Source organism: Parabacteroides sp. KHUB-02, assembly GCF_056640955.1.
This window is the reverse complement of record NZ_JBWQEV010000001.1, coordinates 1,524,514-1,549,281: the sequence shown is the minus strand read 5'-3', so window position 1 is coordinate 1,549,281 and position 24,768 is coordinate 1,524,514. Positions and strand designations below refer to the sequence as shown.

Genomic DNA, 24,768 nt, shown 5'->3' with positions numbered 1-24,768 from the left:
CATTATATATATTACATGATTAGTACGATAACGACACCCCAGATAATTAATAAAGTATTACCTACCGCATAGGTAACGGTATAGCCCAAGGCTGGAGTCTCACTTCCTACGGCATCTTCCACCGCTCCTAATGCGGCAGTTGTCGTACGTGAACCCGCCGTACAACCTAAAGTAATAGCCGGGTGGAACTTAAAAACGTAACGTCCCATCAGAATACCGATGATAAGCGGGATAGATGTCGCTAAAGCACCGATAATAAATAAACTTATACCGACTTCCTTCAATCCGGTCACGAAACTGGGACCCGCCGTGATACCGACTACGGCGATAAACATATTCAATCCCAAATTATTTAATATCCAGACGGAAGGCTCCGGAATACGCCCGAAGGTCGGATGCTTAGAACGAAGCCATCCAAAGACGAGCCCGGCTATCAAAGCACCTCCACTCGTACTTAGGCTAATCGGGACACCCCCGAAATGAATCGCGAGCGAACCTAAAATTCCCCCTAAGAAAATACCGATACCCACGAAAATCAAATCGGTCTGATTGGTTGGGCGATCGGGATATCCTAAAGCCGTCGCCGCTTTATTTACCTCTGATTTCATGCCTACCAATTCCAGCATATCACCGGAATCTATCACCGTAGCGGCCAAGACCGGGATATTGATACCCGCACGCCTTACGGACTTGATGCTAACACCATGCATGAACGATTGATTGCGTAAATAGCAGATCTTTTTCCCCACGTATTCCTTATGGATCACTAGTACGGGTAACGTCTCTGCCGGAAAATCAAGCAATTCAATGTCATTGACCTCGTCGCCAATCCAGTTCTCCTCTCCGATCACGAATTCCCGGCGACCGCTTAGAACAACCTCATTTCCGGTATGTAAAACCAAATCCGGTTTAACATCGGTTACTACATTATTAATACGGACACGCTCCACGAACAAATGCCGTCCCAATTGGTCTAAATATACCTCCAACTGCTTTACGCTTTTGCCATCCTTGAACCATTCATTACTAATCTTATAGGCCCGGAAAGTTACCGGACGGGCGGCTGGCATAAAGCCCGGTTGCTCGCTCTCGTCGTTATTTCCCATTTTAGCCTCTAGCTCTTTACACGCTTTTTTCACGTAGTCGAGTCCTCCTAAAAGACGTGGCCCGATATCACTCACTAACCATGCGGATCCTGCCGTACCGAAAATATAAGTTACCGCATAGGCCACGGGCATTACATTTACCATAGCGCTTTTATCCGTATCGCTAATATTCATCTGTCCGATCGTATCTTCGGCAACTCCTAATACTGCCGACATCGTCTGGGAGCCCGCCAATAATCCTGCGGCCTCGCCTGCGTTATATCCCATAAGTTTCGCTAACAAAAAAGGAGCGATCAAACAAAATATACACATGACGGCGGCGAAAAGCATTTGAGGAAGACCTTCCTTTTTCAATCCCCGGAAGAACTGTGGCCCAACGCTATATCCTACAGCGAAGAGGAACATCAAGAAAAAGACGGACTTTAACGGTCCGCTTATATCGATTTTTAATTGCCCGATCAATACACCGACCAATAATACGCTGGTAACCGTTCCCAGCGTGAACTTCTTTATCTTAAACTTGCCAATCCAGAAACCGAGAGCTAAGGTTATGAAAATAGCTAGCTCCGGATAATGTTGAAGTAAATTAGTTATCCATTCCATATCTATTTATTTGATGTTAAACAAAAAAGATGCTATTGAAACAGGGATTCTTTGAAAGATGTTGTTACTTTTCGGGATTATTTATATAAATTTGCGACCGCTTAGGTGATAGAGTTTGTCTACCGACAACTCTATAAAAGGGAATCCGGTTAGAATCCGGAACAGTGCCCGCTACTGTGAAGCTCTTGAAAAGGAAAGCGTTCTGCTATGCCACTGTCTTAAGAAAGATGGGAAGGTTGCTTTCCGAGCCAGTCAGGAAACCTGCCAAGCGAAGTAATGATTAATTCCTCCCGGGGTTAGGAGTAATTAAGAGGATAGAAATATCACCTATATCTAAAAGATGTTGGAGACAGAATAATACGTTGTCTCCGTGGGATTGATATGTAATCTAATTATTAATATATTCATATGATGAGGAAACACTTACTATCTTTCTTCCTGCTGGTCATCAGCCTAGTTTGTCGTGCGCACGATGGCGAGAATTTTGTAGCATCCGATTTATTCGCCTCTTTACAACCGGGCGATAAGGCCGCTTTATTGATGGTACATTTTGGAACAACCCATGATGATACCCGTGCCTTGACAATCGACGCGATCAATCAAAAAGCGAAAGAAGCTTTCAAAGATGTTGAGTTGCGTGAGGCATGGACTTCTCGCATTGTAATGCGCCGCTTAAAAGCTCGTGGCGTAGAGAAACTGAACCCGATCGAGGCCTTGGAAAAATTAAAGACTGATGGTTATACACATGTCTTGATCCAATCCACGAATATAATCGAAGGTATCGAGATGGAATCCTTACGTAAGGATGTTGCCACCATGAAATCTTCTTTCAAGGAGATTCGTATCGGTAATCCTTTATTGTATACACCGGAGGATTATGAGGCGGTAATCGTCGCTATCACAAAAAATGGGGCGAAAGAAGGCGCTACTTTATTGGTAGGCCATGGCACTTATACTCCGGCGACGGCTCAATATGCCATGTTGGATTATATGTTGAAGGAGAAGGGATTCAAGGATTATTCCGTAGGAACCATCGAGGGCTATCCTACTTTTGATACGATGGTAGCCCAAGTAAAGGCCAATGGAACGAAGAAAGTCTTGTTGATGCCATTTATGTTTGTCGCCGGAGACCATGCGAAAAACGATATCGCCGGTGATTGGAAAGAGGAACTGGAAAAGAAAGGCTACGAGGTAAGCGTATTTATGGAAGGTCTGGGACAGAATCCGGATATTCAGAAGATCTTCATCGAACATGCCCGTTTCATGGCTAAACATAAGATGATCGATATCGTTGATAAGAAGAAAGCTTATGCGGTAGAGAAGGACTAAAAAAGTTCTCCAAATCTATGTTTTATTCCTTTCGGAAGAAAAAGTAATTCCTTCCGAAAGAAACTAAATTTTCATTCGAAGGAAAATGGAATTTCTTTCGAAAGGGATTTCACATGCATACAATAAACAGTTATAATGCTAAATATATGAAAAGAGTTTTGACAATCTTACCGTTGACAGCCTTATGTATCAGTACGATGCAGGCACAACACAAGAATGAGTACACGAATTTCGCCGATACGACATTCAATATTCAAGAAGTCGTAGCGACCGCCGCACGCAAGCCACGTCCACAAATCACGAAGTTGGACGTACCTATGAAATATCTTCCTATTTCAATTAATAGCATTACGGCGAGTAGTTTGGAGTTGCGAGGTATCCGTAATATCCAAGATGCGGTACGCTTTATGCCGGGCGTACGATTCCAGACATCTTATGGCGCATTTCAACAATTGTCGATCCGTGGTTTCGATCATTCTATCATGATGATAGACGGTATCCGCGATGAACGTTCGGCAATAAACAACTCTTATCCCGTACCCGATCTATCCTGTATCGAGTCTATTGAATTATTAAAGGGACCGGCTTCTGTACTTTACGGACATTCAGCCGTAGGTGGAACCTTGAATATCGTTCGTAAATCCCCGTCAGAGAAACAGAGCGTTAATGCTCGATTGGCCTACGGTAGTTACGAGAATAAAGAGGCGACACTTGGCATGGGCGGTAAATTGGTCGGTCCGGTCAATTATTACGCCAATGTCAACTTTTCCGATCAAGAGGGCTGGCGTGATAATGGCAACCGTCGCTTTTCCGGTTATCTGGCATTGCAAGCTAAAATGACGGAACGTGACATATTAGATGTTCGCGGAGGTTTTAACCGCGACTTCTATGGGACGGAGATCGGTCTTCCCGATTTAATGGCAAATGATGTATATAATGTGCAAACAGGACAGTTATATCTCCATAAAAATGAGATGCTACCGGGACTTGACCGTGAGGCTCGCTACAATAACGAGTCCGACTTTATGAAGAATCACGCATGGAACGTATCGACGCAATACACACATACTTTTTGGAACGGCGCGAAACTAACAGATCGCCTTTCTTACAATAACGACGATATCAACTATTTTGGGACGGAAGCCCTCGACTATCTCGAAAGTGATGATCCGATCTATGATCATTATTATATGAAAAACGGCCAGAAAAAATATATCTGTTTGGACAGTGTATATCTTTCTTTCCCGCTTCGCTTCTCCCATATAGCCAAGACGGTAGCCAATACGCTCGAGCTAAGCGGTAAATTCAGGACGGGTGAGATAAAGCATACGTATATGGGAGGTTACTCTTTCGTCGCCTTGAATCGTACCAGCTATTCGGGCTATAATTTAGGAGATGATGTTCAGGGTCCCGGCCTTTATTCGCATGTATCCGTTTATGATCCGCATAGCATGGGATATATGACCAGTAAATTCTCGAAAGCAACGGTTACGCATCATTATTCCAACAGCCTTTATCTTCAAGATATGGTTGAGTTCAACGAGCAATGGAAGGTATTAGCCGCTCTACGTTACGACTTTTTCCGTTATATGTCCGCCAGCGCTACAACTCCTACCGGACGACGTGAGTATGAGGAGCATTCAAGCTTCAATATGATAAAGAATAAGGCGTTGACTTATCGTTTCGGAGCGGTCTATCTGCCCCATCCGAATACATCCATTTATGCGTCTTTCGCCTCTTTCTTCAAGCCGATCCGTACGTTCTATCAAGATAACGTCATTTATGTAGGAGGTGATGGAAATCGTTTCGAGCCTGCTCGCAATGAGGAAGTATTTAAGCCGGAGAAAGGATACCAAGCCGAGGTGGGTCTTAAATATCAATTGAACAATATATTAAGCGCCAATGCCAGCTTGTTCTATATCCGGAAGATGAACAGTACGGCTACGTTGACCAACAACTATCAAGAGGAAGTAAACGGCGAGACTACCACGATGAGTGTAATCGGACAGGTGGGTGTACAAGATTCCAAAGGTTTTGATTTTGATGTCACTCTTTCTCCGGTAAGCACCTTAGCGCTGACGATCGGTTATGGATTGAACGACTCCAAGATCCGGGAGATGAAAGAAATAAAGGATCCGGAATTGATCGAGGCTATCTATGGCAATAACCCGGATGAGACAAAGCAACAATTGAATAGCCAAGAAGGAAACTGGCAGAGCAACGTACCGAACCAGACTTTCTACGCATACGGCAGTTATACCATCCCTCGGGGTGTCTTGAAGAATCTGGAATTTCACTTGAGTAGCAGTTATACCGGTAAAGTATACCGTAATACATCTAACAACTCTTGGTTCGATCCGTATTGGGTAACCGATTTCGGTATGTCTTATTTGTTGAACAACAATATTCACCTTACATTCAACTTGAATAACTTGTTTGACAACAATTATTATAACCAAGCGCTCGGACAACAGATGGTGCCAAGCATGCCTCGTAATTTCCAAGTGGCTATCTCCTATACATTATAATATATAGAACATACGCTCATGAATCTATTGACAAAGATCACGCTATTTATACACAGGATACTGGGCACGGCGTTCAGTATCCTGTTTCTCGTTTGGTTCCTATCGGGATTGGTAATGATCTACCATACGTTCCCGCGAGCGGACCGGGCCGATAAACGGGCGAAGATGGATATTCTCTCTCTGGAGAATCTTCCTTCGTTAGACCAGATAGAGAAACGTTTACCGCAGAACGAGCGGATAAGCCATGTTACCTTAAACAGCTATTTGGGACAAACTGTTTTTCATATCCGGACGGAGAAAGGGAGCTATGATATTCCTGCCGACTCGACGGAAAGATTACCCGTAATCGACTGGAATCGTATCCAACGTGTGGCATCACAATGGAATACCTCTTCCATAGCGAAGGTAGATTCCTTGTACACCTTGGACCAATGGATTCCATTCGGTCGTTTAAAAGAGGAATTTCCGATCTATAAATTCCATTTCGCCGATCCGGAACGACATGAATTATACATATCCTCTAAATCCGGGGAGGTTTTGCAATATACGGATAAAAACAGTCGTTTCTGGACTTGGCTCGGGGCGATCCCTCATTGGGTCTATTTCACTTCCTTGCGGCAAGACGCTGAATTATGGATAAAGGTAGTTGTCTGGTTATCCGGAATCGGGTGCGTTATGTGTATCGCCGGGATCTATTTAGGAATACGGGATTTCCGGTTAGCGAGGAGACGTCATTTGATTTCCCCTTATAAGAAGTTCTGGTATAAATGGCATCATATTCTTGGGGTGTTATTCGGTTTATTCGTCCTCACCTTCTGCTTTAGTGGTATGATGTCTTTAGCTCGTGTACAGGATTGGGGGTTGAAAGCCAAGCTCGATATAAACCCGGTTCAAGAACTGCGGAAGATGGCTCCTTCCCCACTCGATTATCCGTTGGATTACAGGGCGGTCATACAAGCCTATCCCGGCCAGATCCGTCAATTGGAATGGAGTAGTTTTGGTGATATACCCTTTTACATCGTACAAACAGACACGAAGGATATTGTCGTGAACGCAAATAAGAGTGACGGGATATCTTTATTGAACCTGCGACCGGAAGAAATCCGTTCCGTATTGTCTCAGATACATGGTATCAGGACCACGGCTGATATCAAACTGTTGGATGCTTATGATACGTATTATATCTCACGAAAAAGGAATTTAGAACTCCCGGTCTGGAAAGTATCTATTCAAGACGTGGATAATAGTTGTTATTACATTAATCCCCGTAATGGACAATACCGTTATGTAAATACGCCGTCTCGTTGGAACCATTGGATGTATCCGGCATTGCATAGCTTGAATCTGAAATTCTTGGTAGATCATCCGGTCTTATGGAATATCGTGATGTGGGGAACCATGTTGGGAGGCACGTTCGTTTCCTTATCCGGTGTATGGCTTGCGATAAAATATATCAGGCGAAAAGCGAGAAGAAAGAAGTAAAGCCTGTATATTTGTATTATATTTATTGAGAACATTGTATTATAAAATAGATTTGAATGAATAAAGGCAAGATTATAGTCGCCGGAATCGGCCCCGGTAGCGAGGCCGATATAACGCCTGCGGTTTTGGCCGCTATCCAAAGCTCGGATGTCATCATAGGATATAAATATTATTTCCGTTTTATCACCCACTTGCTTCGTGAGGGAACGGAATGTATAGATACAGGTATGAAACGTGAGCAAGCTCGTGCCGAGCAAGCTTTCGCTTATGCCAACGAGGGAAAGACGGTTTGCGTGATCAGTTCCGGTGACGCCGGTATTTATGGCATGACTCCTCTGATTTATGAGATGAAGAAAGAATCCGGAAGCGAGATCGAGATCGAGTCGTATCCGGGCATCAGCGCTTTCCAGAAAGCTGCGTCCTTGCTTGGCGCTCCTATCGGACATGATTTCTGTGTGATTTCCCTCTCAGACTTGATGACTCCTTGGGAACTGATCGAGAAACGGATTCACGCGGCGGCCATGGCCGATTTTGTTACGGCGATCTATAATCCAAAAAGCGAGGGACGTTATTGGCAACTCTATCGCTTAAAAGAATTGTTCCTGCAAGAACGCAAGCCGGAGACTCCGGTCGGTTATGTACGTCAGGCCGGACGGGAGGAGCAAGAAGTATTCGTCACTACGCTCGCAGATCTGGACCCCGAGCAGATCGATATGTTCACGGTAGTCTTGATCGGAAACTCACAAACATATCTTTCCGGGAATCATATGATCACTCCCCGGGGATATTATGGCGAGATCAAACAAAAGAAAATGGATACGGGTATCGGACAGGACATCATGATCCGTAGTTTCCGTACGATCGAGAAGGAATTGAAAAACCAAGAGATCCCGTTGGATAAGAAATGGGCGTTACTCCATGCCATTCATACGACGGCCGATTTCGATATGGAAAATATCCTTTATGCCGACCCGGATGCTGTCTCTACATTATATAATAAGATCAGCGGCGGGGAAGTTCCTACGATCATCACCGATGTCACGATGGCTGCTTCCGGCATTCGTAAGGGAGCTCTGCAACGTCTGGGTGTCGAAGTGAAATGCTACCTTCAAGACGAGCGGGTCGCTGAGATGGCTTCGAGCAAAGGAATTACCCGTACTCAAGCCGGTATTCGTCGGGCCGTGGAAGAGCATCCGACCGCTCTGTTTGTCTTCGGGAACGCCCCGACCGCCCTTATGGAATTATGCGATTTAATACGTAAAGGTAAAGCCACTCCAGCTGGCATTATCGCGGCTCCGGTAGGTTTTGTACATGTGCAGGAATCCAAACATATGGTGAAACCTTTTATCGGTATACCGAAACTAATCGTGGAAGGTCGTAAAGGAGGTAGTAATTTAGCGGCTACGCTAGTGAATGCCATCCTTTGTTTTAATGACGCAGAACAATTAAAGCCGGGAAGAGACGTATGAACCGATTTTATGTCATAGGGCTGGATGATAATATGCGGCAATACTTTCCGCCGGAGATATTGGAGATAATCTTGTCCCACCGGGTGTTCTCCGGAGGCGTGCGGCATCATGAGATCGTACGTTCGCTCTTGCCCGAGAAAGCGGACTGGATCGATATAAAAGTCCCGTTGGACGAGGTCTTCGATCGCTATCGTTCGTACGACGGTCGGGAAAGCATCGTTGTATTCGCTTCCGGAGATCCTTTGTTTTTCGGATTCGCCGTTACGATTCAAAACCGATTGCCGGATGCGCAAATCCGCCTGTACCCGTCATTTAATTCCTTGCAACTCTTGGCACAAAATCTATTGATGCCTTACCACGATATGCGGATCGTCTCCCTTACCGGACGGCCTTGGCACGAGTTCGATCGTGCCTTGATCGAAAGTGCGTCTAAGATAGGCGTGCTCACGGATCGGGAACATACGCCTACGACTATCGCTCGCCGGATGCTGGAATACGGCTATGATAATTATACCATGTTCGTGGGAGAACGGTTAGGAAATACCGAACGGCAGAGCATCCGCCAATTCAGTATACAAGCCGCGGCAATGAATAATTTCGTTCATCCGAATTGCTTGATTCTCCGGAAAGAGCGTGACGGGCATTCCCGTAAGTTCGGCCTGCCGGATTTCGCGTTCGAGCATTTGAGCGGGCGGGAGAAGATGATAACCAAAATGCCGATCCGTTTGTTATCTTTAAGCATGCTGGATCTGAGAAACCGGGAACGTTTTTGGGATATCGGCTTTTGCACGGGTTCTGTCTCGATAGAGGCTAAATTGCTGTTCCCGCATTTGCATATCACGAGTTTTGAGATCCGGGAAGAGGGACGAAAGTTAATGACTGAGAATTGCCGTCGTTTTGGGACTCCGGGTATCGAGGCTATAATCGGAGATTTCTTATCGGTGGATTTATCAGCGTTGGAGGCTCCGGATGCAATCTTTATCGGCGGACATGGCGGGAAATTAGTGGAGATCCTTATGGTAGTTTCCAAAAAGATGAAAGAGAGCGGTGTCATCGTCTTCAACTCCGTATCCGACGAAAGCAAAGCGCTTTTAGAGGAAGCGGTCCGCCAAACCGGTCTTCGGATATCCGCCCAAACCCGTATCACGATTGATGATTTTAATACGATTACCGTGAATGTTATTTATAAATTATGAGTACAATATCAATTATTCCAATATCCGATAGTAGCCGGGTGCTTGCTGAGCGAATTCTTGCTTCTTATCCCGAGGCGAAGATCTTACCATTCGGCTCTTTCTCAAAAGAGGTTTTTCACGAATCCAGTAGTTTGGTATTTATAGGAGCGATGGGAATTTGCGTACGCAGTATCGCTCCCTTCGCGGAAGATAAACATACCGATCCGGCCGTGGTTTGTATAGATAGTACCGGCAAATACGTGATTCCTGTCTTATCCGGACATATCGGTGGAGCGAACGATCTTTCCAAAGAGTTAGCGAACCTATTAGGAGCCGAAGCGATTATTACGACACAAAGCGACAACGCAAACCTATGGGCGCTCGATACATTAGGGAAGAAATACGATTGGACCTTGATCGTCAAAGATAGCAATGCCGCCATCTCCACTTTTGTCAATGGAAAACCGACAGCGCTACTCCTTGATATACGAGATAAAGGAACGGATTATTTGGAGCGTACGGTCCCGTCTCATGTCTCTATCTTTTATTCCTTCGAGGCGATACCGCAGCAAGACTATGAGTTATTGATGATCGTCAGTCCCCAACAATACGATACTTCCATCCCTACGATCACCTATATACCGAAAGTCCTCCACCTAGGAATGGGTTGCCGCAAGGATATGCAAGGCGATCCTACGGTCGTTTACGAACATATTAAAGATGTATTGCGTGATAAACGCCTATATCCGGAAGCTTTGGCGGATGTAAATACAATCGATTTAAAGAAATGCGAACCGGTGCTGACATTACTGGCTTATGGAGTTATGGAATGCCCTTTCCACACCTATACATCGGAGGAGCTGAAAGATATCCCGGTACCCAATCCCTCGGAGAAAGTACTGGAGGTAACCGAATCCCCAAGTGTATCGGAAGCTTCCGCCATTTATGCGGCTCATGGCGGTCCGCTTTTGGTCGAGAAGCAAAAAGCGGATTTAGGGAAAGGAAATGAATATACCTTTGCCGTAGCGTTAGATCGGACGGCCTGCCGCAAGGGACATATCGAGATCGTAGGAGCCGGTCCCGGCGATCCGGACTTGATCTCTATCCGCGGACGGCAAATGTTGGAGAAAGCGGATTTGATCCTGTATGCAGGAAGCCTCGTCCCGAAAGAACTTACCTTATGCGCGAAGGCAGGCGCTACGGTGCGAAGCTCGGCGGATATGAATCTGGAAGAACAGTTCGCGTTGATGAAAGAGTTTTATGATAAAGGATTGTTTGTCGTTCGTTTGCACACGGGCGATCCTTGCATCTATGGAGCTATTCAAGAGCAAATGAATTACTTTGATCAATACGGGATGGATTATCATATCACTCCGGGTATTTCCTCTTTCCAAGCCGCCGCCGCCGCTCTTTATTCCCAGTTCACGATTCCGGAGAAAGTACAAACGATCATCCTCACTCGTGGCGAAGGACGTACGCCCATGCCTGAGAAAGAGCAACTGCACAAACTGGCTCAAAGCCAAAGTACGATGTGTATCTTCTTAAGCGCCGGTGTCGTAGAGAAGGTCCAAGAGGAATTATCGCGACATTACGCTCCAACCACTCCGGTAGCCGCTTGCTATAAATTGACATGGAAAGACGAGCGGATCTACCGTGGGCAACTGAAAGATCTCGCGAAAATCGTAAAAGAGAATCATCTTACACTGACAACATTACTTGTCGTCGGGGATGCCATCGATAATCGCAAGGGTCTATCCCGCTTATATGCGGATGAATTCAAACATCTTTTCCGTAAGTAATGATACTGATCCTTGGAGGAACGACAGAAGGCCGTGTGGCTGTGCGGGTAGCGGACGAGGCAGCCGCTACCTATTACTATTCTACGAAAGGAACTTTGCAATCCATTGAATGCGCGCATGGAATCCGTTTGACCGGAGCCATGAATGCGGAGGAAATGGAGTGTTTTTGTCGTGACCACGCGATTAAGCTATTGATTGATGCGGCACACCCTTTCGCTCAAGTGTTACACCAAACGATCGAAAAAGTATCGAAATGTTTACAGATTCCGGTGATCCGTTACGAACGTCGGTATCCACCTCGTGATGAGGACTTGATTTGGTGCGATAGTTATGCAGACGCAATTCACCAAATGGAAAACAAAGGTATCCAACGGCTACTTGCCCTCAGTGGCGTGAACACCCTTGCCCCGCTCCGCCCTTATTGGCGATCGCATACCACTTGGTTCCGTATATTGGAGCGGGAGGAATCTTTGTCGTTGGCCGAGAAGCAGGGCTTCCCCCAAGAACGTCTGGTTTTCTATCGAGAAGGTGAGGATGAGTTAAAGTTGTTGGAGCAACTCCATCCGGATGCGATCTTGACAAAGGAAAGTGGTTTCTCCGGCTATTTTACGGATAAAGTGAACGCTGCCCGCCAATTCGGAATACCAGTATTTGTCGTGAAGCGTCCCGCATTACCGGAAACTTTCTACCGAGTGTATGGTGAAGACGGATTGCGCAAACAAATCGAACGCCTATTACCCGAATTCTTTCCCTTGAAAAGCGGATATACGACCGGAGCTTGTGCTACCGCCGCCGCAAAAGCCGCTTTATTGGCCTTATTATCAAGGAAGGAACAAACAGAAAGCCAGATAACATTACCCTCGGGAGAACAGATAACGTTGCCGGTAGCCTATACCGAATGGGCCGGGTGTTCCGCCACCTGTACCGTGATCAAGGAGTCTGGGGATGATCCGGACGTGACGAATCATAGCCGGATCCGGGTTACTGTTCAATTATCTCTCGATGCATCCGGTTGTGCCATCGCCGTGGCAGAGTCGTGCCACGGTGATGGCACAGCTGTGCCAAGCCGATGGCACAAGCGTGCCACGGTAATGGCACAAGAAGAATATTGTCAAGAAACAGAAAGCGACGATACGGGAAGAGTCATCTTCCAAGCAGGTGAAGGAGTCGGAACCGTGACCCTTCCGGGACTCGGCTTGAAAGTCGGCGGCCCGGCTATAAACGCCACGCCCCGTAAGATGATCCGGCAAGAGCTGATTCCACTCCTGCCCTCACCCGATTCCGTCGCTATTGTCACGGTCTCGGTTCCCGGTGGCGAGGAGTTGGCGAAACGTACCTTCAATCCGAAACTTGGAATTATCGGGGGAATCTCCATTATCGGGACATCCGGAATCGTGCGTCCTTTCTCATCGGACGCTTTTATCGCCTCGATACGGAAAGAAGCCAGTGTCGCCAAAGCGATAGGTTGCGAGACGTTGGTTATTAATTCCGGGGCGAAGAGTGAACGCTACCTTCGGAGCTTATACGCTTCTTTGCCTCCACAATCATTCGTCCATTATGGGAACTTTATCGGAGAGACGCTAAAGATCGCTGCCGATTTAGGTTTCAAGCAGGTTATCTTAGGTATCATGATCGGCAAGGCGGTGAAACTTGCGGAAGGTTTCCTGGATACACACAGCAAAAAAGTCGTCATGAACAAAGGCTTCCTTCAAGATGTAGCGAAAGAAGCAAAATGCGAGGAGGCGACCGTAGATGCAATCAATCGGATTACGTTGGCCCGTGAATTATGGGAGCTTCTTGCGGAAAAAGAACAAAATCGTTTCTTCCCATTACTTTTACAAAAATGTAAATCGTATTGCGCTCCTATCCTTCCCGACGGCGAACTAACCTTGCTGTTAATATCCGAAGAGGGCAAGGTCTTGTACCAATCTTAGCTGTAGAGACGCAGCGCGCACGCTACGTCTCTACACCCCCCAGACTGTAATAGCATTTCTTTTTAGCTGTTTATTCTTTTTTATTAGGGATTCTTTAAGAATACATATTAGGAGGATTTCGTACTTTTGCCCTCTAAATATTGATTAAAATAATGTTTAGATATCTTTTAATTTATATGGCCTGCCTTCTATTCGCCTTTTCCGTAAAGGCGCAAGGCATTTCCAATGACACGATTCCGAAAGAAGTGCTGATGCTGGATGGTAAGCCTATGACCGAAAAGCAAATACAACGTTATCATAAACAATTACATAAAGACTCCATACGGGCCAACAAAAGGATCTGGTGGTCTATCCTTGGCGGACCGTCTTACACGCCGGAAGCCTCCTTTGGCGTAGGTGGCGCGGTTTTGGCTAGCTTTCGCTTAAACAAGAATGATACGATATCCCAACGATCGTTTATCCCTGCGGGATTTAACATTACCTTAAACGGGACGTTCGTTTTTGCCGGTGCCGGTACCTTATTCTTCAACGAGAATCGCTTCCGTATTTATATCAGTTACGGTTATCGGAACGAACCTTCGCATTATTTCGGGAAAGGCTATGAGACGATCGAGCAAATCGAGAAGAGCGACTCGACAACGAAATTCCATAAGAGTTCTTTCCAACTATATCCCCGTTTCGTATGGGAAGTTAGGCCTCATTTATATACGGGTCCTCTTTTTGATATTAATTTCAGCAAATCAGATGATATCAACCCGGTGATGGCCGAAGATCCTTATTTCAATAAGTTCAAACGAGATTATGTCAATATCGGTGTCGGCGGCTTGATTCAATACGATACACGAAATGACGTGGCGACCCCAAGTTCCGGTATGTTACTAAGCGCGATCGCTAAAGTGTATGGAAAGTATTTAGGCGGTGCATATAATTATGAGATGTTCGAGTTAGAATACCGCCAATTCCAGCAAGTATTTCGTCCTCGTAGCACCTTGGCATGGATCGCCAAGACACAAATCGGTGTGGGAAACGTTCCTTTTACGGAGCTTCCTTCGTTTGGCTCTCCTTTCGATCTTCGCGGATACTATTGGGGCAAGTACCGTGACAAGACCATGGCGTATGGGATTCTGGAGTATCGTCATATGTTCGGCAGCGTGGAGAAATATAAGAGCGGTAATTTCTGGGCGAAGTGTGGTTTTGTTGGCTGGGTCGGCACGGGTACGATCGGAAACGCTCCTATCGTAGACTGGAATAAATGGAAGTTCAACTACGGCGTAGGCTTACGTATCCAAATGCAACCCGGCAAGAACTTCCGCCTAGACGTAGGCAAAGACCCGAACCAAAAAGGGATGGCGGTTTATATGAATATGACGGAAGCCTTCTAAAACCAGAAGGCTCCCGTCTACGATTTATGGAAGTATAACCTTGCGTTAAAATTATCGTTTAAAAGCCGGAAATATCTTAATATCGATTTTTTTCACTAAGTTTGCGTCGTCGAAGGGGTGCCATACTATATGGGCTGAGATCATACCCTTACTACTTGATGCGGGTAATGCCGCCGTAAGAAAAACGAATGTTAGATGGATAAAAATGAAACGTACCGTTATCCGGTAGCTTTAACGATCGCGGGCTCTGATAGTGGCGGTGGTGCCGGAATACAAGCGGATATTAAGACTTTTTCCTCGCTGGGGGTTTTTGGAGCCTCGGCGATAACGGCTATAACCGCTCAAAACACACAGGGAGTGCGAGGGATCCAAGCGATCTCTCCCGAGATTTTGAGAGGACAAATCGAAGCTATTCTTGAGGATTTCATCGTAGATGCCGTAAAAATAGGGATGCTACATAACAAGGATGCCGTAAAGGTCGTATCTGAAACTTTACCTTCCTTCCAACAGACTTCTATCATTTTAGATCCAGTGATGATATCCACGAGCGGAAGTAAATTATTGGAGGATGACGCCATCCGAACCATCATGGATGAGTTGTTCCCTAAAGCGACACTGCTTACTCCGAATATTCCCGAGACGGAATATCTTTCCGGTATAAAAATCAATAACGAGGCGGATATCTTACTTGCCGCCCGGAAATTGCAGGAAAAAGGATGTAACGCTCTATTGATCAAGGGGGGGCATATTCCCGGAGTAGAAACGGTGGATCGGTTATTTATCAATGAGAATAATCCGATTTGTCTGGTCTCGCCAACAGTGGAGACCTTCAATACCCATGGAACGGGCTGTACGCTATCGTCCGCCATCGCCGCTTATATGGCACTCGGCCATTCATTGGTGGAAGCCGTACGATTAGCCAAGGAATATATGAATAACGCGCTCGTTCACGGGGCAAATGTATGCATGGGAAAAGGGCACGGACCTGTAAACCACTTCTTCTCACCCTCTGCCCTTCATAAAATCCGATGGAATCATGAATAAGCTGGTCGTAATTACTACACCTTATTTTTTTGCGGATGAAGCTTCTTTGATCGAACTTCTATTTGCGGAAGGAATGTCTCGTTTACATCTACGTAAACCGGATTGTAAACGTGATGAATTGGAGGGCTTATTGGATAACATCTCTCCGGCCTATTACGACAGGATCGTTCTTCATGATTGGTTTACCTTGGCAGAAGAAAGGGCTTTAGGAGGAGTCCATTTGAACAAGAGGAACCCGGAAGCTCCACCTTTATATAAAGGCAGTATAAGTCGTTCTTGCCATAGTCTGGAAGAGATTATCGAGTATAAACCGGTATGCGACTATGTATTCCTTAGCCCGATCTTTCAGAGTATATCCAAAGAAGGATATGGTAGCGGATTCCCCTTAGATGGATTGCGAAACGCGAAGGGCATCATCGATGATAAGGTGATTGCCTTGGGAGGAATCTGCCCGCAGACAATAACGAAATTAAAAGATATCCCCTTCGGCGGTGTCGCCGTTCTCGGAGCCCTTTGGGGAAACGATCCCTCCCTTCTAGTCGCGGATCAACTCATAAAACAATTCAAACGATTACAAGTATGGCCTTAAATTATTATTTCGGATATGATGAGAATGGAAGAGTCGGTCGGAGAACAACCGGATTACGCCCCCCTTTTGGTGGAAACAATCGCTTGATGTTTATAACGCATCGTACGCCTAAATATACGGAATGCGACGAGGTACGCATGGCAATCCAAGGAGGGTGCTCATGGATACAGTTGCGCATGAAGGATGGGATTTATGAGGATACCGTACGTACATGTGCCACTATCTGCGCGGAAGAATGTGAGCGAATCGTGGATTTCTGCGTAAACGATGATCTGGAGGCTGCCGTGACATGTGGCGCTACGGCTTGTCATCTGGGTAAGAATGATATGCCCTTGGATATCGCTTGGGAAGTACTGAAAGACAAGTTGGATTCCAATGCCATCTTCTATATCGGGGCTACGGCTAACACGTTCGAGGATATCCGGCTGGCCGTAGAACGAGGCGCCTCGTATATCGGACTAGGGCCGTATCGCTTTACGGGTACCAAGAAGAATTTGAGTCCCATCTTAGGTCTGGAAGGTTATCGTAAAATTATCGCTCAATGCAAGGAGGCTGGCATTGATATTCCTATCTTCGCGATAGGTGGTATTACGCTGGAAGACGTAGGCCCTTTGATGGAGACGGGTATAACCGGAATCGCTGTTTCGGGCGCGATTATCAATGCCCCCGATCCCGTGGAGGAAACCCGCCGGTTTATAGAGGAAATCAATAAGTACTAAACTAAATACATATGGCTACTAAAAAGAATATGCGTATTTCCTATCCGTCCTCGGAAAAGATTTATGTCCCGGGCGAGATCAATAAGATCAAGGTTGGTATGCGTAAGATTAAATTGTTGGACACGGTAACTTTGGATGAGCATGGAGAGCGAATCTTCAAGAAGAACAATCCGGTAATCGTTTACGATACGAGCGGCCCGTATTCCGATCCCAAGATATCGATTGATATCGCTAAAGGACTTCCTCGTATACGTGAGGAGTGGTACGGTAAGCGTAAAGATGTGGTTCAATTGCCGGAATTGACTTCCGCTTATGGCCGTGAGCGATTGGCGGACGCGAGTCTGAATTCCCTGCGTTTTCCCAAGCGATACTTGCCTTTCCGGGCTAAAGAGGGTAAGAATATCACCCAGATGTATTATGCGAAGAAGCGTATTATCACTCCGGAAATGGAGTACGTGGCGATTCGTGAGAACCAGCAAATCGAGGCTTTGGGACTGAAGTCGTATATCACGCCGGAGTTCGTCCGCAAGGAAATCGCCGCCGGTCGCGCGATCATCCCGGCGAATATCAATCACCCGGAAGCCGAGCCGATGATTATCGGTAAGAAGTTCTTGGTAAAGATCAATACCAATATCGGTAACTCCGCTCTTTCCTCCGGTATCGACGAGGAGATCGAGAAGGCGATATGGAGTTGTAAATGGGGCGGAGACACGTTGATGGATCTCTCTACCGGCGATAATATCCATGAGACGCGCGAGTGGATTATCCGTAACTGCCCGGTTCCGATGGGTACGGTTCCTATTTATCAAGCCTTGGAGAAGGTGAATGGTAAGGTAGAGGACCTTTCTTGGGAGATCTATCGGGATACGTTGATCGAGCAGGCGGAACAGGGCGTGGATTATTTCACGATCCATGCGGGTTTGTTGCGTAAACATGTGGAGCTGACGGCGACTCGCCTGACGGGGATTGTCTCCAGAGGCGGATCGATCATGGCTAAATGGATGCAGCTTCATGACGAGGAAAACTTCCTGTACACACATTTCGCCGAAATCTGCGAGATACTAAAGGCATATGACGTGGCGGTCTCTATCGGAGACGGGCTTCGTCCGGGTTCTATCTATGACGCGAACGATGCGGCACAATTCGCCGAGCTTCACACGATGGGAGAACTGACGAAAATAGCTTGGGAGCAGTTCGTACAAGTGATTATCGAAGGCCCGGGCCATGTTCCCATGAATAAGATTCATGAGAATATGAAGGAACAACAGTATGCCTGCCATGGAGCGCCGTTCTATACGTTGGGCCCGTTGACGACCGATATCGCTCCTGGATACGATCATATCACGTCGGCTATTGGTGGTGCGCAAATCGCTTGGCATGGGACGGCTATGATCTGCTATGTTACGCCGAAGGAACATTTGGGATTGCCGAATAAGGAAGACGTGCGTAATGGGGTGGTCGCTTATAAGATAGCGGCGCATGCCGCTGACTTGGCGAAAGGGCATCCCGGCGCTCAAGTACGTGATAACGCGTTGAGCAAGGCCCGTTTTGATTTCCGCTGGAAAGACCAGTTCAATTTGTCCTTGGACCCGGAAAGGGCTTTACAGTATTATAAGGAGAGTGCTGTTACGGATGGAGAGTACTGTACGATGTGCGGTCCTAATTTCTGCGCTATGCGGTTAAGTAAGGATTTGCAAGGTTGTAAATAAAATACTGTTTTGAGGGGATGAGACGGGGCATGCCCCGTCTCTACAATTGAGTGATTTGTCTTCCGCATTCGTAGCCTTCCTCATATAGTTCTTCCAGTTTCTTTGTGTCGCTTCCGGTACGGCCGACTTTAATTGGGTTTTGCGGACGGATGATGAAGGCTTTTCCTTCGGCCTCCAGTTGGTCTATGTAATCCAAGACCTCGTTGTACTGCCGGTATCGTAGTCGCAACTGTTCCCGGATCGCCGGGTATTTGTTATAAATAAAGCCGGGAAGGTAAAAATCTTTCTCTTCTTTCCGATAGCCTTTGTTACGGGTAAGGATGATGACGTTCTTGGAGAAGCCGTCGGCGATAGCCCGTCGGATAGGGATGGCATCGCATACGCCTCCGTCGACCATCGGTATCCCGTCTACATACGTAATTGGACAGAGGATCGGTAATGTGCAAGATGCTTTACAGATATCCACCAAACGTTTCTTATCTTTCTTCTCCTCGAAATATTCCGCTTTACCCGTCAAGCAATTGCTCGTGACCATAACGAACCGATCCTTGGACTTGAAATAGGTATCGTAATCCAACGGATAATACAAATCCGGATAGACATAAAACAAGAAATTCAGATCGATATATCCCCTCCCCCGTAAGAAATGACGAAGACCTATGTAATTATATTTCTTCAATAGGTCGATATTGCTAAAACGAGAGCGTCCCCGCTGGCGGGAAGCATACGAGATTCCGTTACTCGCGCCCGCCGATACTCCGATCGTATAAGGAAACCAAATATCATGATCCATAAAATAATCCAATACTCCCACCGTAAATATGGCACGCATTCCGCCACCTTCCAACACCAAACCTGTCTGACTATCTATTTCCATATATATACCTCTGAATTAAAAAAGCCATTGCTGGGTTCCCACCAAGCAATGGCCACAAAAATATAATAAATCAGCGATAAATAATAGTTCCTTTTTAGAATTTACTTGGTCACTTCGTTCACTAAGGGACGGCCTTCCTCGAAATCCTTGATGTTCCGCAAGGTAGTCTCGGCGATATTATGCAGAGCCTCTTTCGTGAAAAACGCCTGATGGGAAGTAACGATCACATTGTTGAATGAGAGCAGACGGGCCAAGACATCATCATCGATAATCTTATCCGATTTATCCTCGTAGAAATAGTCTCCCTCCTCCTCGTAGACATCCAATCCGGCGGCAGACACTTTCTTGGTCTTCAATCCCTCGATCAAGGCGTTGGTATGAATCAGTAACCCGCGTCCCGTATTGATAATCATTACGCCGTCTTTCATCTTGGCGATCGAATCGTCGTTGATCAGATAACGGGTCTGGTCAGTCAACGGGCAATGCAAGGAAATGATATCGGACTCTTTGTATAACTCGTCTAAAGAGACATAGGTGATCCCTTCCTCCTTGGCGAATTTCTCATCCGGATACAGGTCGTTTGCCAATACACGCATCCCCAATCCTTTTAAGATATGAATCAATATCTTGGCGATCTTTCCGGTACCGATAATACCGGCGGTCTTGCCATGCATATCAAATCCCATCAAGCCATTCAAGGAGAAGTTGCCATCTCTCGTACGCCAGTATGCCCGGTGTATCTTACGGTTTAACGATAACATCAAGGCCAACGTATATTCAGCGACCGCATAGGGTGAGTAGGCCGGTACGCGTACGACCGGTAATTTCCCCCTGGCGGCATTCAAATCCACATTATTAAAACCGGCGCAACGAAGCGCCAACAATTTCACACCATTGGCAACCAAAGCGTCTATTACGGCGGCATCAGCCGTGTCGTTTACGAAAATACATACTGCGTCTACCCCTTGGGTTAAGACGACATTATTGATATTCAAATGTCCTTTATAGTAACGAATATCGAACTCATACCGCTCATTGATCTTATCGAAAGAAGCGATGTCGTAGGGTTTAGCACCAAAAAACGCGATCTTATACGCCATATAACTTTAGTTTTTTAATATAACTAAATTAAGTCCTTGATTGTTTATCGAAAAAGAAATCCATTCGTTTAATTATAGTACTTTTGTCCGCTGGGTAACAATATAGATGAGCATGAATCAATCCCATAAAAGATCTTTTATAGCAGTTCTTATTTTTATTGGCTTTCTCTTGTTTATGGCATTTTGGGGCATCGACCTGATCTTAGGGGCGTATGCGGGACATAAATTGAGTAAACTTGCCGAAAGGCATCATCTTGACATACGCTATGATAAGATCCGGTTGATGGGGCTGAGTACCGTACGTATGGAGGGATTGACCGTTATCCCGGTTGACGCTGATACGTTGATACATGCGGACAGGCTTCAAGCGAAACTGGAGCTTGGCAGATTATTGCTACTTACCCCTTCCATAGAGAGTGTACAAGCGGATAATTTGCATATTCATTTTATTAAGAAGGGAGAGAGAGCTAATTTTGATTTCCTTTATAAACCATCGAATCACCCAGGTGAGCCAGTGGAAACAGCTGTAGATGATAAGGAACGGGATTACGCACGCAAGGCTGAACGCTCCCTTAGTCTACTTTTCAATTTATTGCCCGGAAATGCCTTGGTACATGATTTATGTGTTTCTTATAGTAATAAAGGAGATGAACTAATACTAGAGATACCCGAACTCAATCTTGCTAACAATCAATTCTCTACGCATATAAACAGCACGGAGAATGGAGTTCGTAGCGAATGGATTTGCGAAGGCTCTCTCTCTGATAAGGAGCGACTCGTGAAAGCCCGTCTCTACGCCGACGAGCATACGAAGATTCCTCTTCCTTTTCTGGAATATCGTTGGGGGGCATCGGTACGTTTCGACACCTTGGCCTTCGAGCTTAAGGGACCTAAAATAGAAGAAGACATACAATCCTTACTCGGAAGCGCCTATGTGAGCGGGCTTACCATCCACCAAGAGCGTATATCTCCGGACACGGTCTTACTGGATAAAGGCTCTATACACTTCCGGACAAACATCGGTAAGAACTATATCGAATTAGATAGCGTCAGTGATATCCGGTTTAATCATCTGGATTTCCATCCTTATCTGAAGATCGTTAAAGATTCCAGTTGGCAAATCATGGCCTCTGTGAATAAAAGGGATTTCCCTGCGGATCAACTGTTCTCCTCCCTGCCTAAAGGCTTATTCTACAATCTGGAAGGCCTGAGAACAAAAGGTACCCTCTCCTATCATTTTCGATTGGATCTGGATTTCGGACAGGTAGACAGCTTGATCTTGGAATCTACTTTGAAAGCGAAGGACTTCCAGATCCTTGCCTATGGGAATACGGATTTGCGGAAGATGAATGAGCCATTTGAATATACTGTCTATGAGCAAGGCGAGCCGGTACGCTCTTTCGAGATCGGTCCGGCGAATCCCTCTTTCCGCCCGTTCAACGCCGTATCCCGTTATCTTCCTTTAGCGATCATGCAGAGTGAGGATGCCGGCTTCTTTTATCACAACGGTTTTATTCCAAGCGCTATCCGGGAATCGTTGATACAGGATATCAAGGAACGACGTTTCGCCCGTGGCGGCAGTACGCTCAGCATGCAATTGGTGAAGAATGTATTCTTGAGCCGTAATAAGACGATCGCCCGCAAGCTGGAGGAAATGTTAATCGTATGGCTGATCGAGAGCGATCATCTGACCTCTAAAGAGCGGATGTTTGAGGTTTATCTGAACATCGCCGAATGGGGCCCCATGATTTATGGAGCCGCCGAGGCCTCACGTTATTATTTCGCGAAGGAACCTTCCCAGTTAAACCTTGCCGAGTGTATTTTTATGGCCAGCATTATCCCCAAGCCCAAACAGGTCCGCTATTGCTTCGACGGGTTGCGGTTGAAGCCGTATTATGAGGATTTTTACAGGGTAATACTGGATCGCTTGGTAGATCGCGGACTTATATCTTCGGAAGAGGCGGTAGGGGTAACGCCGGAGTCTGTCGAAATAACAGGTCCGGCTAAAGAATATCTGACGGCTACCCAAAGTCGATCTCCACGCTCGTCCCAACCCCTAGATCAGAAGTAATATTCACCTTCGCCCCATAGGTGCTCAATATGCGTAGCGAGAGGCTTAGCCCGACACCATGCCCGGCGTATTCCCGGGTATTGCTCGCCCTGTAAAAGGGTTGGAAGATTCGTTTCAATTCCTCGGGAGGAATGCCGATACCTCGGTCGGATATGGTCAAGATACTGCCTCGAAGCCGCATCTCTACCGGTTTATCGTCCGAATACTTACAGGCGTTGCTCAAGATATTCTTGATCGCTATCTTCAATAAATAGGGATTGGCACTGATCATATAAGAGAAATTATCCGGGGAGAACGAGATCCGGGCCGAGGAGAACTGCATCAAGAAGTCCGCTAGGAAGATCGTCTCCATCGCGCTTTTCTGGATCTCCTTATCCCCGTGCGACAGGAACAGCAGGTGTTTGATCAATTGTATGATACGGCTCGTCTCCGTGGCGATACGTCTTAATGCCGCTTGGTATTCCTCCGGGGAGCGCTCTTTCAGCAGGCTGATCTCGCATTCGCCTTGAATGGCTGTCAGCGGATTGTTCAACTCATGCGAGGCGTTGCTGATAAACGCTTTCTCACTTTGGTAAGCAGCGTCGATCCGGTCTACCATCCGGGTCGCGTATAGTCTGCCGACAAAATAGATCAATACCGAGCTAACCAATATCAATCCCAGCAACAGCCAGCCGATCCGATGCTGGATATCCATCCCATACTGATTCCCGGAAAGGACAATCACGATGAAATTCCCCTCGTTGTCGGGATAATACAAAGCCGCTCCCATTTGCGTATCGTGCTTGAAGTGAACGATATCCTCTTGGTATAGAGATCTCACCTGCGTGGCGTCCAGATAACGGGACAGCACTTGCCGGGTCTCCAAGCTATCGGCGTTCAGCAATATCTCGGTAGCGACGGGAAGGGTTTCCTCGTAACGCTGTTGGATACGGGCATAGCTCTCGTCGTCGGTCTCGTCCTTCTCCCAATGCTTCTGTGCCGTGGCATAGGCTTTTTCCGTCAGGTAAGAATAGTACAGGCGAGAGATATAGCTCGTGGAAACCAAATAGAAGACAAGCGTCACGACGGCTATCACGCCTATGGTAATGGCCGAGTAAAAGAGAGCGATCTTGTTTCCTGTCTTCATGCTTCCATCATATAGCCCACACCCACCACGGTATGGATTAGCTTAGGTTCGAAGTCTTTGTCTATCTTCGTGCGCAAATAATTCACGTAAACATCGACCACGTTCGTATTGGTATCGAAATCCTTGTCCCAGACATTCTTTAGCAAGTTCATCCGGCTCAAGGCCGTTCCTTGGTTCTGTATGAAATATTCCAAGAGCCTATATTCCTTTACGGTCAAATCGATGACCTGCCCATTCCGTATAGCCCGATGGCTTGGAGGATCTAAGACCAGATCCCCGCACCGGAGAGCCATATGGACGGATTCGTTTCCCGATCGACGTAATAACGCCTTTATGCGGGCCTCGAGTTCTTGGAAGCTGAAAGGTTTTACCAGATAATCATCCGCCCCGGCATCCAGCCCGCTAACAATATCCTCGGTGGTTCCCAAGGCGGTCAGCATGATCACGGGGGCATGGTAACCGAACCGTTGCCGGTACTGTTTGCAAAGTTGCAGGCCATTCATCTTCGGCATTATAATATCCAGAATCAGCAATTGGAAATCGTTCTTCTGTGTCAGTTCCCAACCGGTGGCACCGTCGTAAGCGACATATACCTCATGCCCGAACTCCCGCAAGCCTCTTTCTATAAAAGAGGCGATGTTTACCTCGTCTTCTACTAATAATATCTTCGCCATTGTATCGTATGTATTAATAAGAATGTCCATCATTAGTAATGCGTACTTAGGG

18 protein-coding genes and 2 riboswitches are annotated in these 24,768 nt (G+C 46.4%); of the genes, 13 read left to right on the top strand and 5 right to left on the bottom strand.

The genetic code is table 11. The features are described from left to right. Positions 1–11: 11 nt before the first annotated feature. Positions 12–1,709, bottom strand: a complete 1,698-nt coding sequence (gene aspT / locus ACYIA1_RS06705; RefSeq protein WP_036610880.1) for an aspartate-alanine antiporter — start codon at positions 1,707–1,709, stop codon at positions 12–14. A gap of 85 nt (positions 1,710–1,794) precedes the next feature. Further along, a riboswitch (cobalamin riboswitch) is annotated at positions 1,795–1,992 on the top strand. Positions 1,993–2,120: 128 nt separating this feature from the next. Here aspT and ACYIA1_RS06700 point away from each other — a divergent pair. The 12 genes from ACYIA1_RS06700 to thiC all read left to right on the top strand — a co-directional run bounded on the left by ACYIA1_RS06700 (position 2,121) and on the right by thiC (position 18,868). Next, positions 2,121–3,038 (top strand): sirohydrochlorin cobaltochelatase, encoded by a 918-nt coding sequence (locus ACYIA1_RS06700; RefSeq protein WP_005862321.1) that lies wholly within the window; start codon positions 2,121–2,123, stop codon positions 3,036–3,038. A 146-nt stretch (positions 3,039–3,184) separates the two neighbouring features. Further along, a complete protein-coding gene (locus ACYIA1_RS06695; RefSeq protein ID WP_008779872.1) occupies positions 3,185–5,566 on the top strand; it encodes a TonB-dependent receptor in 2,382 nt (793 codons plus the stop codon). Between the two features lie 18 nt (positions 5,567–5,584). Continuing rightward, the gene (locus ACYIA1_RS06690) at positions 5,585–7,048 is read left to right on the top strand and encodes a PepSY domain-containing protein (protein ID WP_480334785.1); all 1,464 of its coding nucleotides are present in this window, start codon (positions 5,585–5,587) and stop codon (positions 7,046–7,048) included. Positions 7,049–7,104: 56 nt separating this feature from the next. After that, entirely contained in the window at positions 7,105–8,517 is a 1,413-nt protein-coding gene (gene cobJ / locus ACYIA1_RS06685; RefSeq protein ID WP_005862324.1) for a precorrin-3B C(17)-methyltransferase, read from the top strand. Beyond that, positions 8,514–9,713: a precorrin-6y C5,15-methyltransferase (decarboxylating) subunit CbiE gene (gene cbiE / locus ACYIA1_RS06680; protein ID WP_480334783.1), complete on the top strand. Its 1,200-nt coding sequence runs from the start codon at positions 8,514–8,516 to the stop codon at positions 9,711–9,713. Before cobJ ends, cbiE begins: the two co-directional genes overlap by 4 nt. Further along, complete coding sequence (gene cobM, locus ACYIA1_RS06675) at positions 9,710–11,491, top strand: precorrin-4 C(11)-methyltransferase (protein WP_122382400.1); 1,782 nt, start codon at positions 9,710–9,712, stop codon at positions 11,489–11,491. The genes cbiE and cobM overlap by 4 nt, the downstream gene beginning before the upstream one ends. After that, positions 11,491–13,425, top strand: a complete 1,935-nt coding sequence (gene cbiD / locus ACYIA1_RS06670) for a cobalt-precorrin-5B (C(1))-methyltransferase CbiD (RefSeq protein WP_121961126.1) — start codon at positions 11,491–11,493, stop codon at positions 13,423–13,425. Before cobM ends, cbiD begins: the two co-directional genes overlap by 1 nt. A gap of 152 nt (positions 13,426–13,577) precedes the next feature. Beyond that, complete coding sequence (locus ACYIA1_RS06665; RefSeq protein WP_005862328.1) at positions 13,578–14,807, top strand: BamA/TamA family outer membrane protein; 1,230 nt, start codon at positions 13,578–13,580, stop codon at positions 14,805–14,807. Between the two features lie 103 nt (positions 14,808–14,910). Continuing rightward, positions 14,911–15,008: riboswitch (TPP riboswitch) on the top strand. Continuing rightward, on the top strand, positions 15,003–15,851 hold the full coding sequence (thiD, locus tag ACYIA1_RS06660) for a bifunctional hydroxymethylpyrimidine kinase/phosphomethylpyrimidine kinase (protein ID WP_005862329.1): 849 nt from the start codon (positions 15,003–15,005) through the stop codon (positions 15,849–15,851). It overlaps the preceding riboswitch by 6 nt. After that, the gene (locus ACYIA1_RS06655) at positions 15,844–16,440 is read left to right on the top strand and encodes a thiamine phosphate synthase (protein ID WP_005862330.1); all 597 of its coding nucleotides are present in this window, start codon (positions 15,844–15,846) and stop codon (positions 16,438–16,440) included. The genes thiD and ACYIA1_RS06655 overlap by 8 nt, the downstream gene beginning before the upstream one ends. Further along, entirely contained in the window at positions 16,431–17,159 is a 729-nt protein-coding gene (locus tag ACYIA1_RS06650) for a thiamine phosphate synthase (RefSeq protein ID WP_005862331.1), read from the top strand. The genes ACYIA1_RS06655 and ACYIA1_RS06650 overlap by 10 nt, the downstream gene beginning before the upstream one ends. Positions 17,160–17,170: 11 nt before the next feature. Beyond that, a complete protein-coding gene (thiC, locus tag ACYIA1_RS06645; RefSeq protein ID WP_005862332.1) occupies positions 17,171–18,868 on the top strand; it encodes a phosphomethylpyrimidine synthase ThiC in 1,698 nt (565 codons plus the stop codon). Positions 18,869–18,908: 40 nt separating this feature from the next. On the opposite strand, the gene ACYIA1_RS06640 is transcribed toward thiC, so the two are convergent. Together ACYIA1_RS06640 and ACYIA1_RS06635 are read right to left on the bottom strand one after the other, a co-directional pair. Further along, the gene (locus ACYIA1_RS06640) at positions 18,909–19,745 is read right to left on the bottom strand and encodes a patatin-like phospholipase family protein (RefSeq protein WP_048927287.1); all 837 of its coding nucleotides are present in this window, start codon (positions 19,743–19,745) and stop codon (positions 18,909–18,911) included. Positions 19,746–19,846: 101 nt separating this feature from the next. Further along, positions 19,847–20,845: a 2-hydroxyacid dehydrogenase gene (locus ACYIA1_RS06635; RefSeq protein WP_005862334.1), complete on the bottom strand. Its 999-nt coding sequence runs from the start codon at positions 20,843–20,845 to the stop codon at positions 19,847–19,849. A gap of 112 nt (positions 20,846–20,957) precedes the next feature. Between ACYIA1_RS06635 and ACYIA1_RS06630 the strand changes: the two genes are divergently transcribed. After that, positions 20,958–22,916 (top strand): biosynthetic peptidoglycan transglycosylase, encoded by a 1,959-nt coding sequence (locus ACYIA1_RS06630; protein WP_048927481.1) that lies wholly within the window; start codon positions 20,958–20,960, stop codon positions 22,914–22,916. Here the strand turns inward: ACYIA1_RS06630 and ACYIA1_RS06625 are convergent. Together ACYIA1_RS06625 and ACYIA1_RS06620 are read right to left on the bottom strand one after the other, a co-directional pair. Further along, complete coding sequence (locus ACYIA1_RS06625; protein WP_048927286.1) at positions 22,867–24,042, bottom strand: sensor histidine kinase; 1,176 nt, start codon at positions 24,040–24,042, stop codon at positions 22,867–22,869. The two genes, ACYIA1_RS06630 and ACYIA1_RS06625, sit on opposite strands and share 50 nt — an antisense overlap. Then, positions 24,039–24,716: a response regulator transcription factor gene (locus ACYIA1_RS06620; RefSeq protein WP_048927480.1), complete on the bottom strand. Its 678-nt coding sequence runs from the start codon at positions 24,714–24,716 to the stop codon at positions 24,039–24,041. Before ACYIA1_RS06620 ends, ACYIA1_RS06625 begins: the two co-directional genes overlap by 4 nt. Positions 24,717–24,768: the final 52 nt, after the last annotated feature.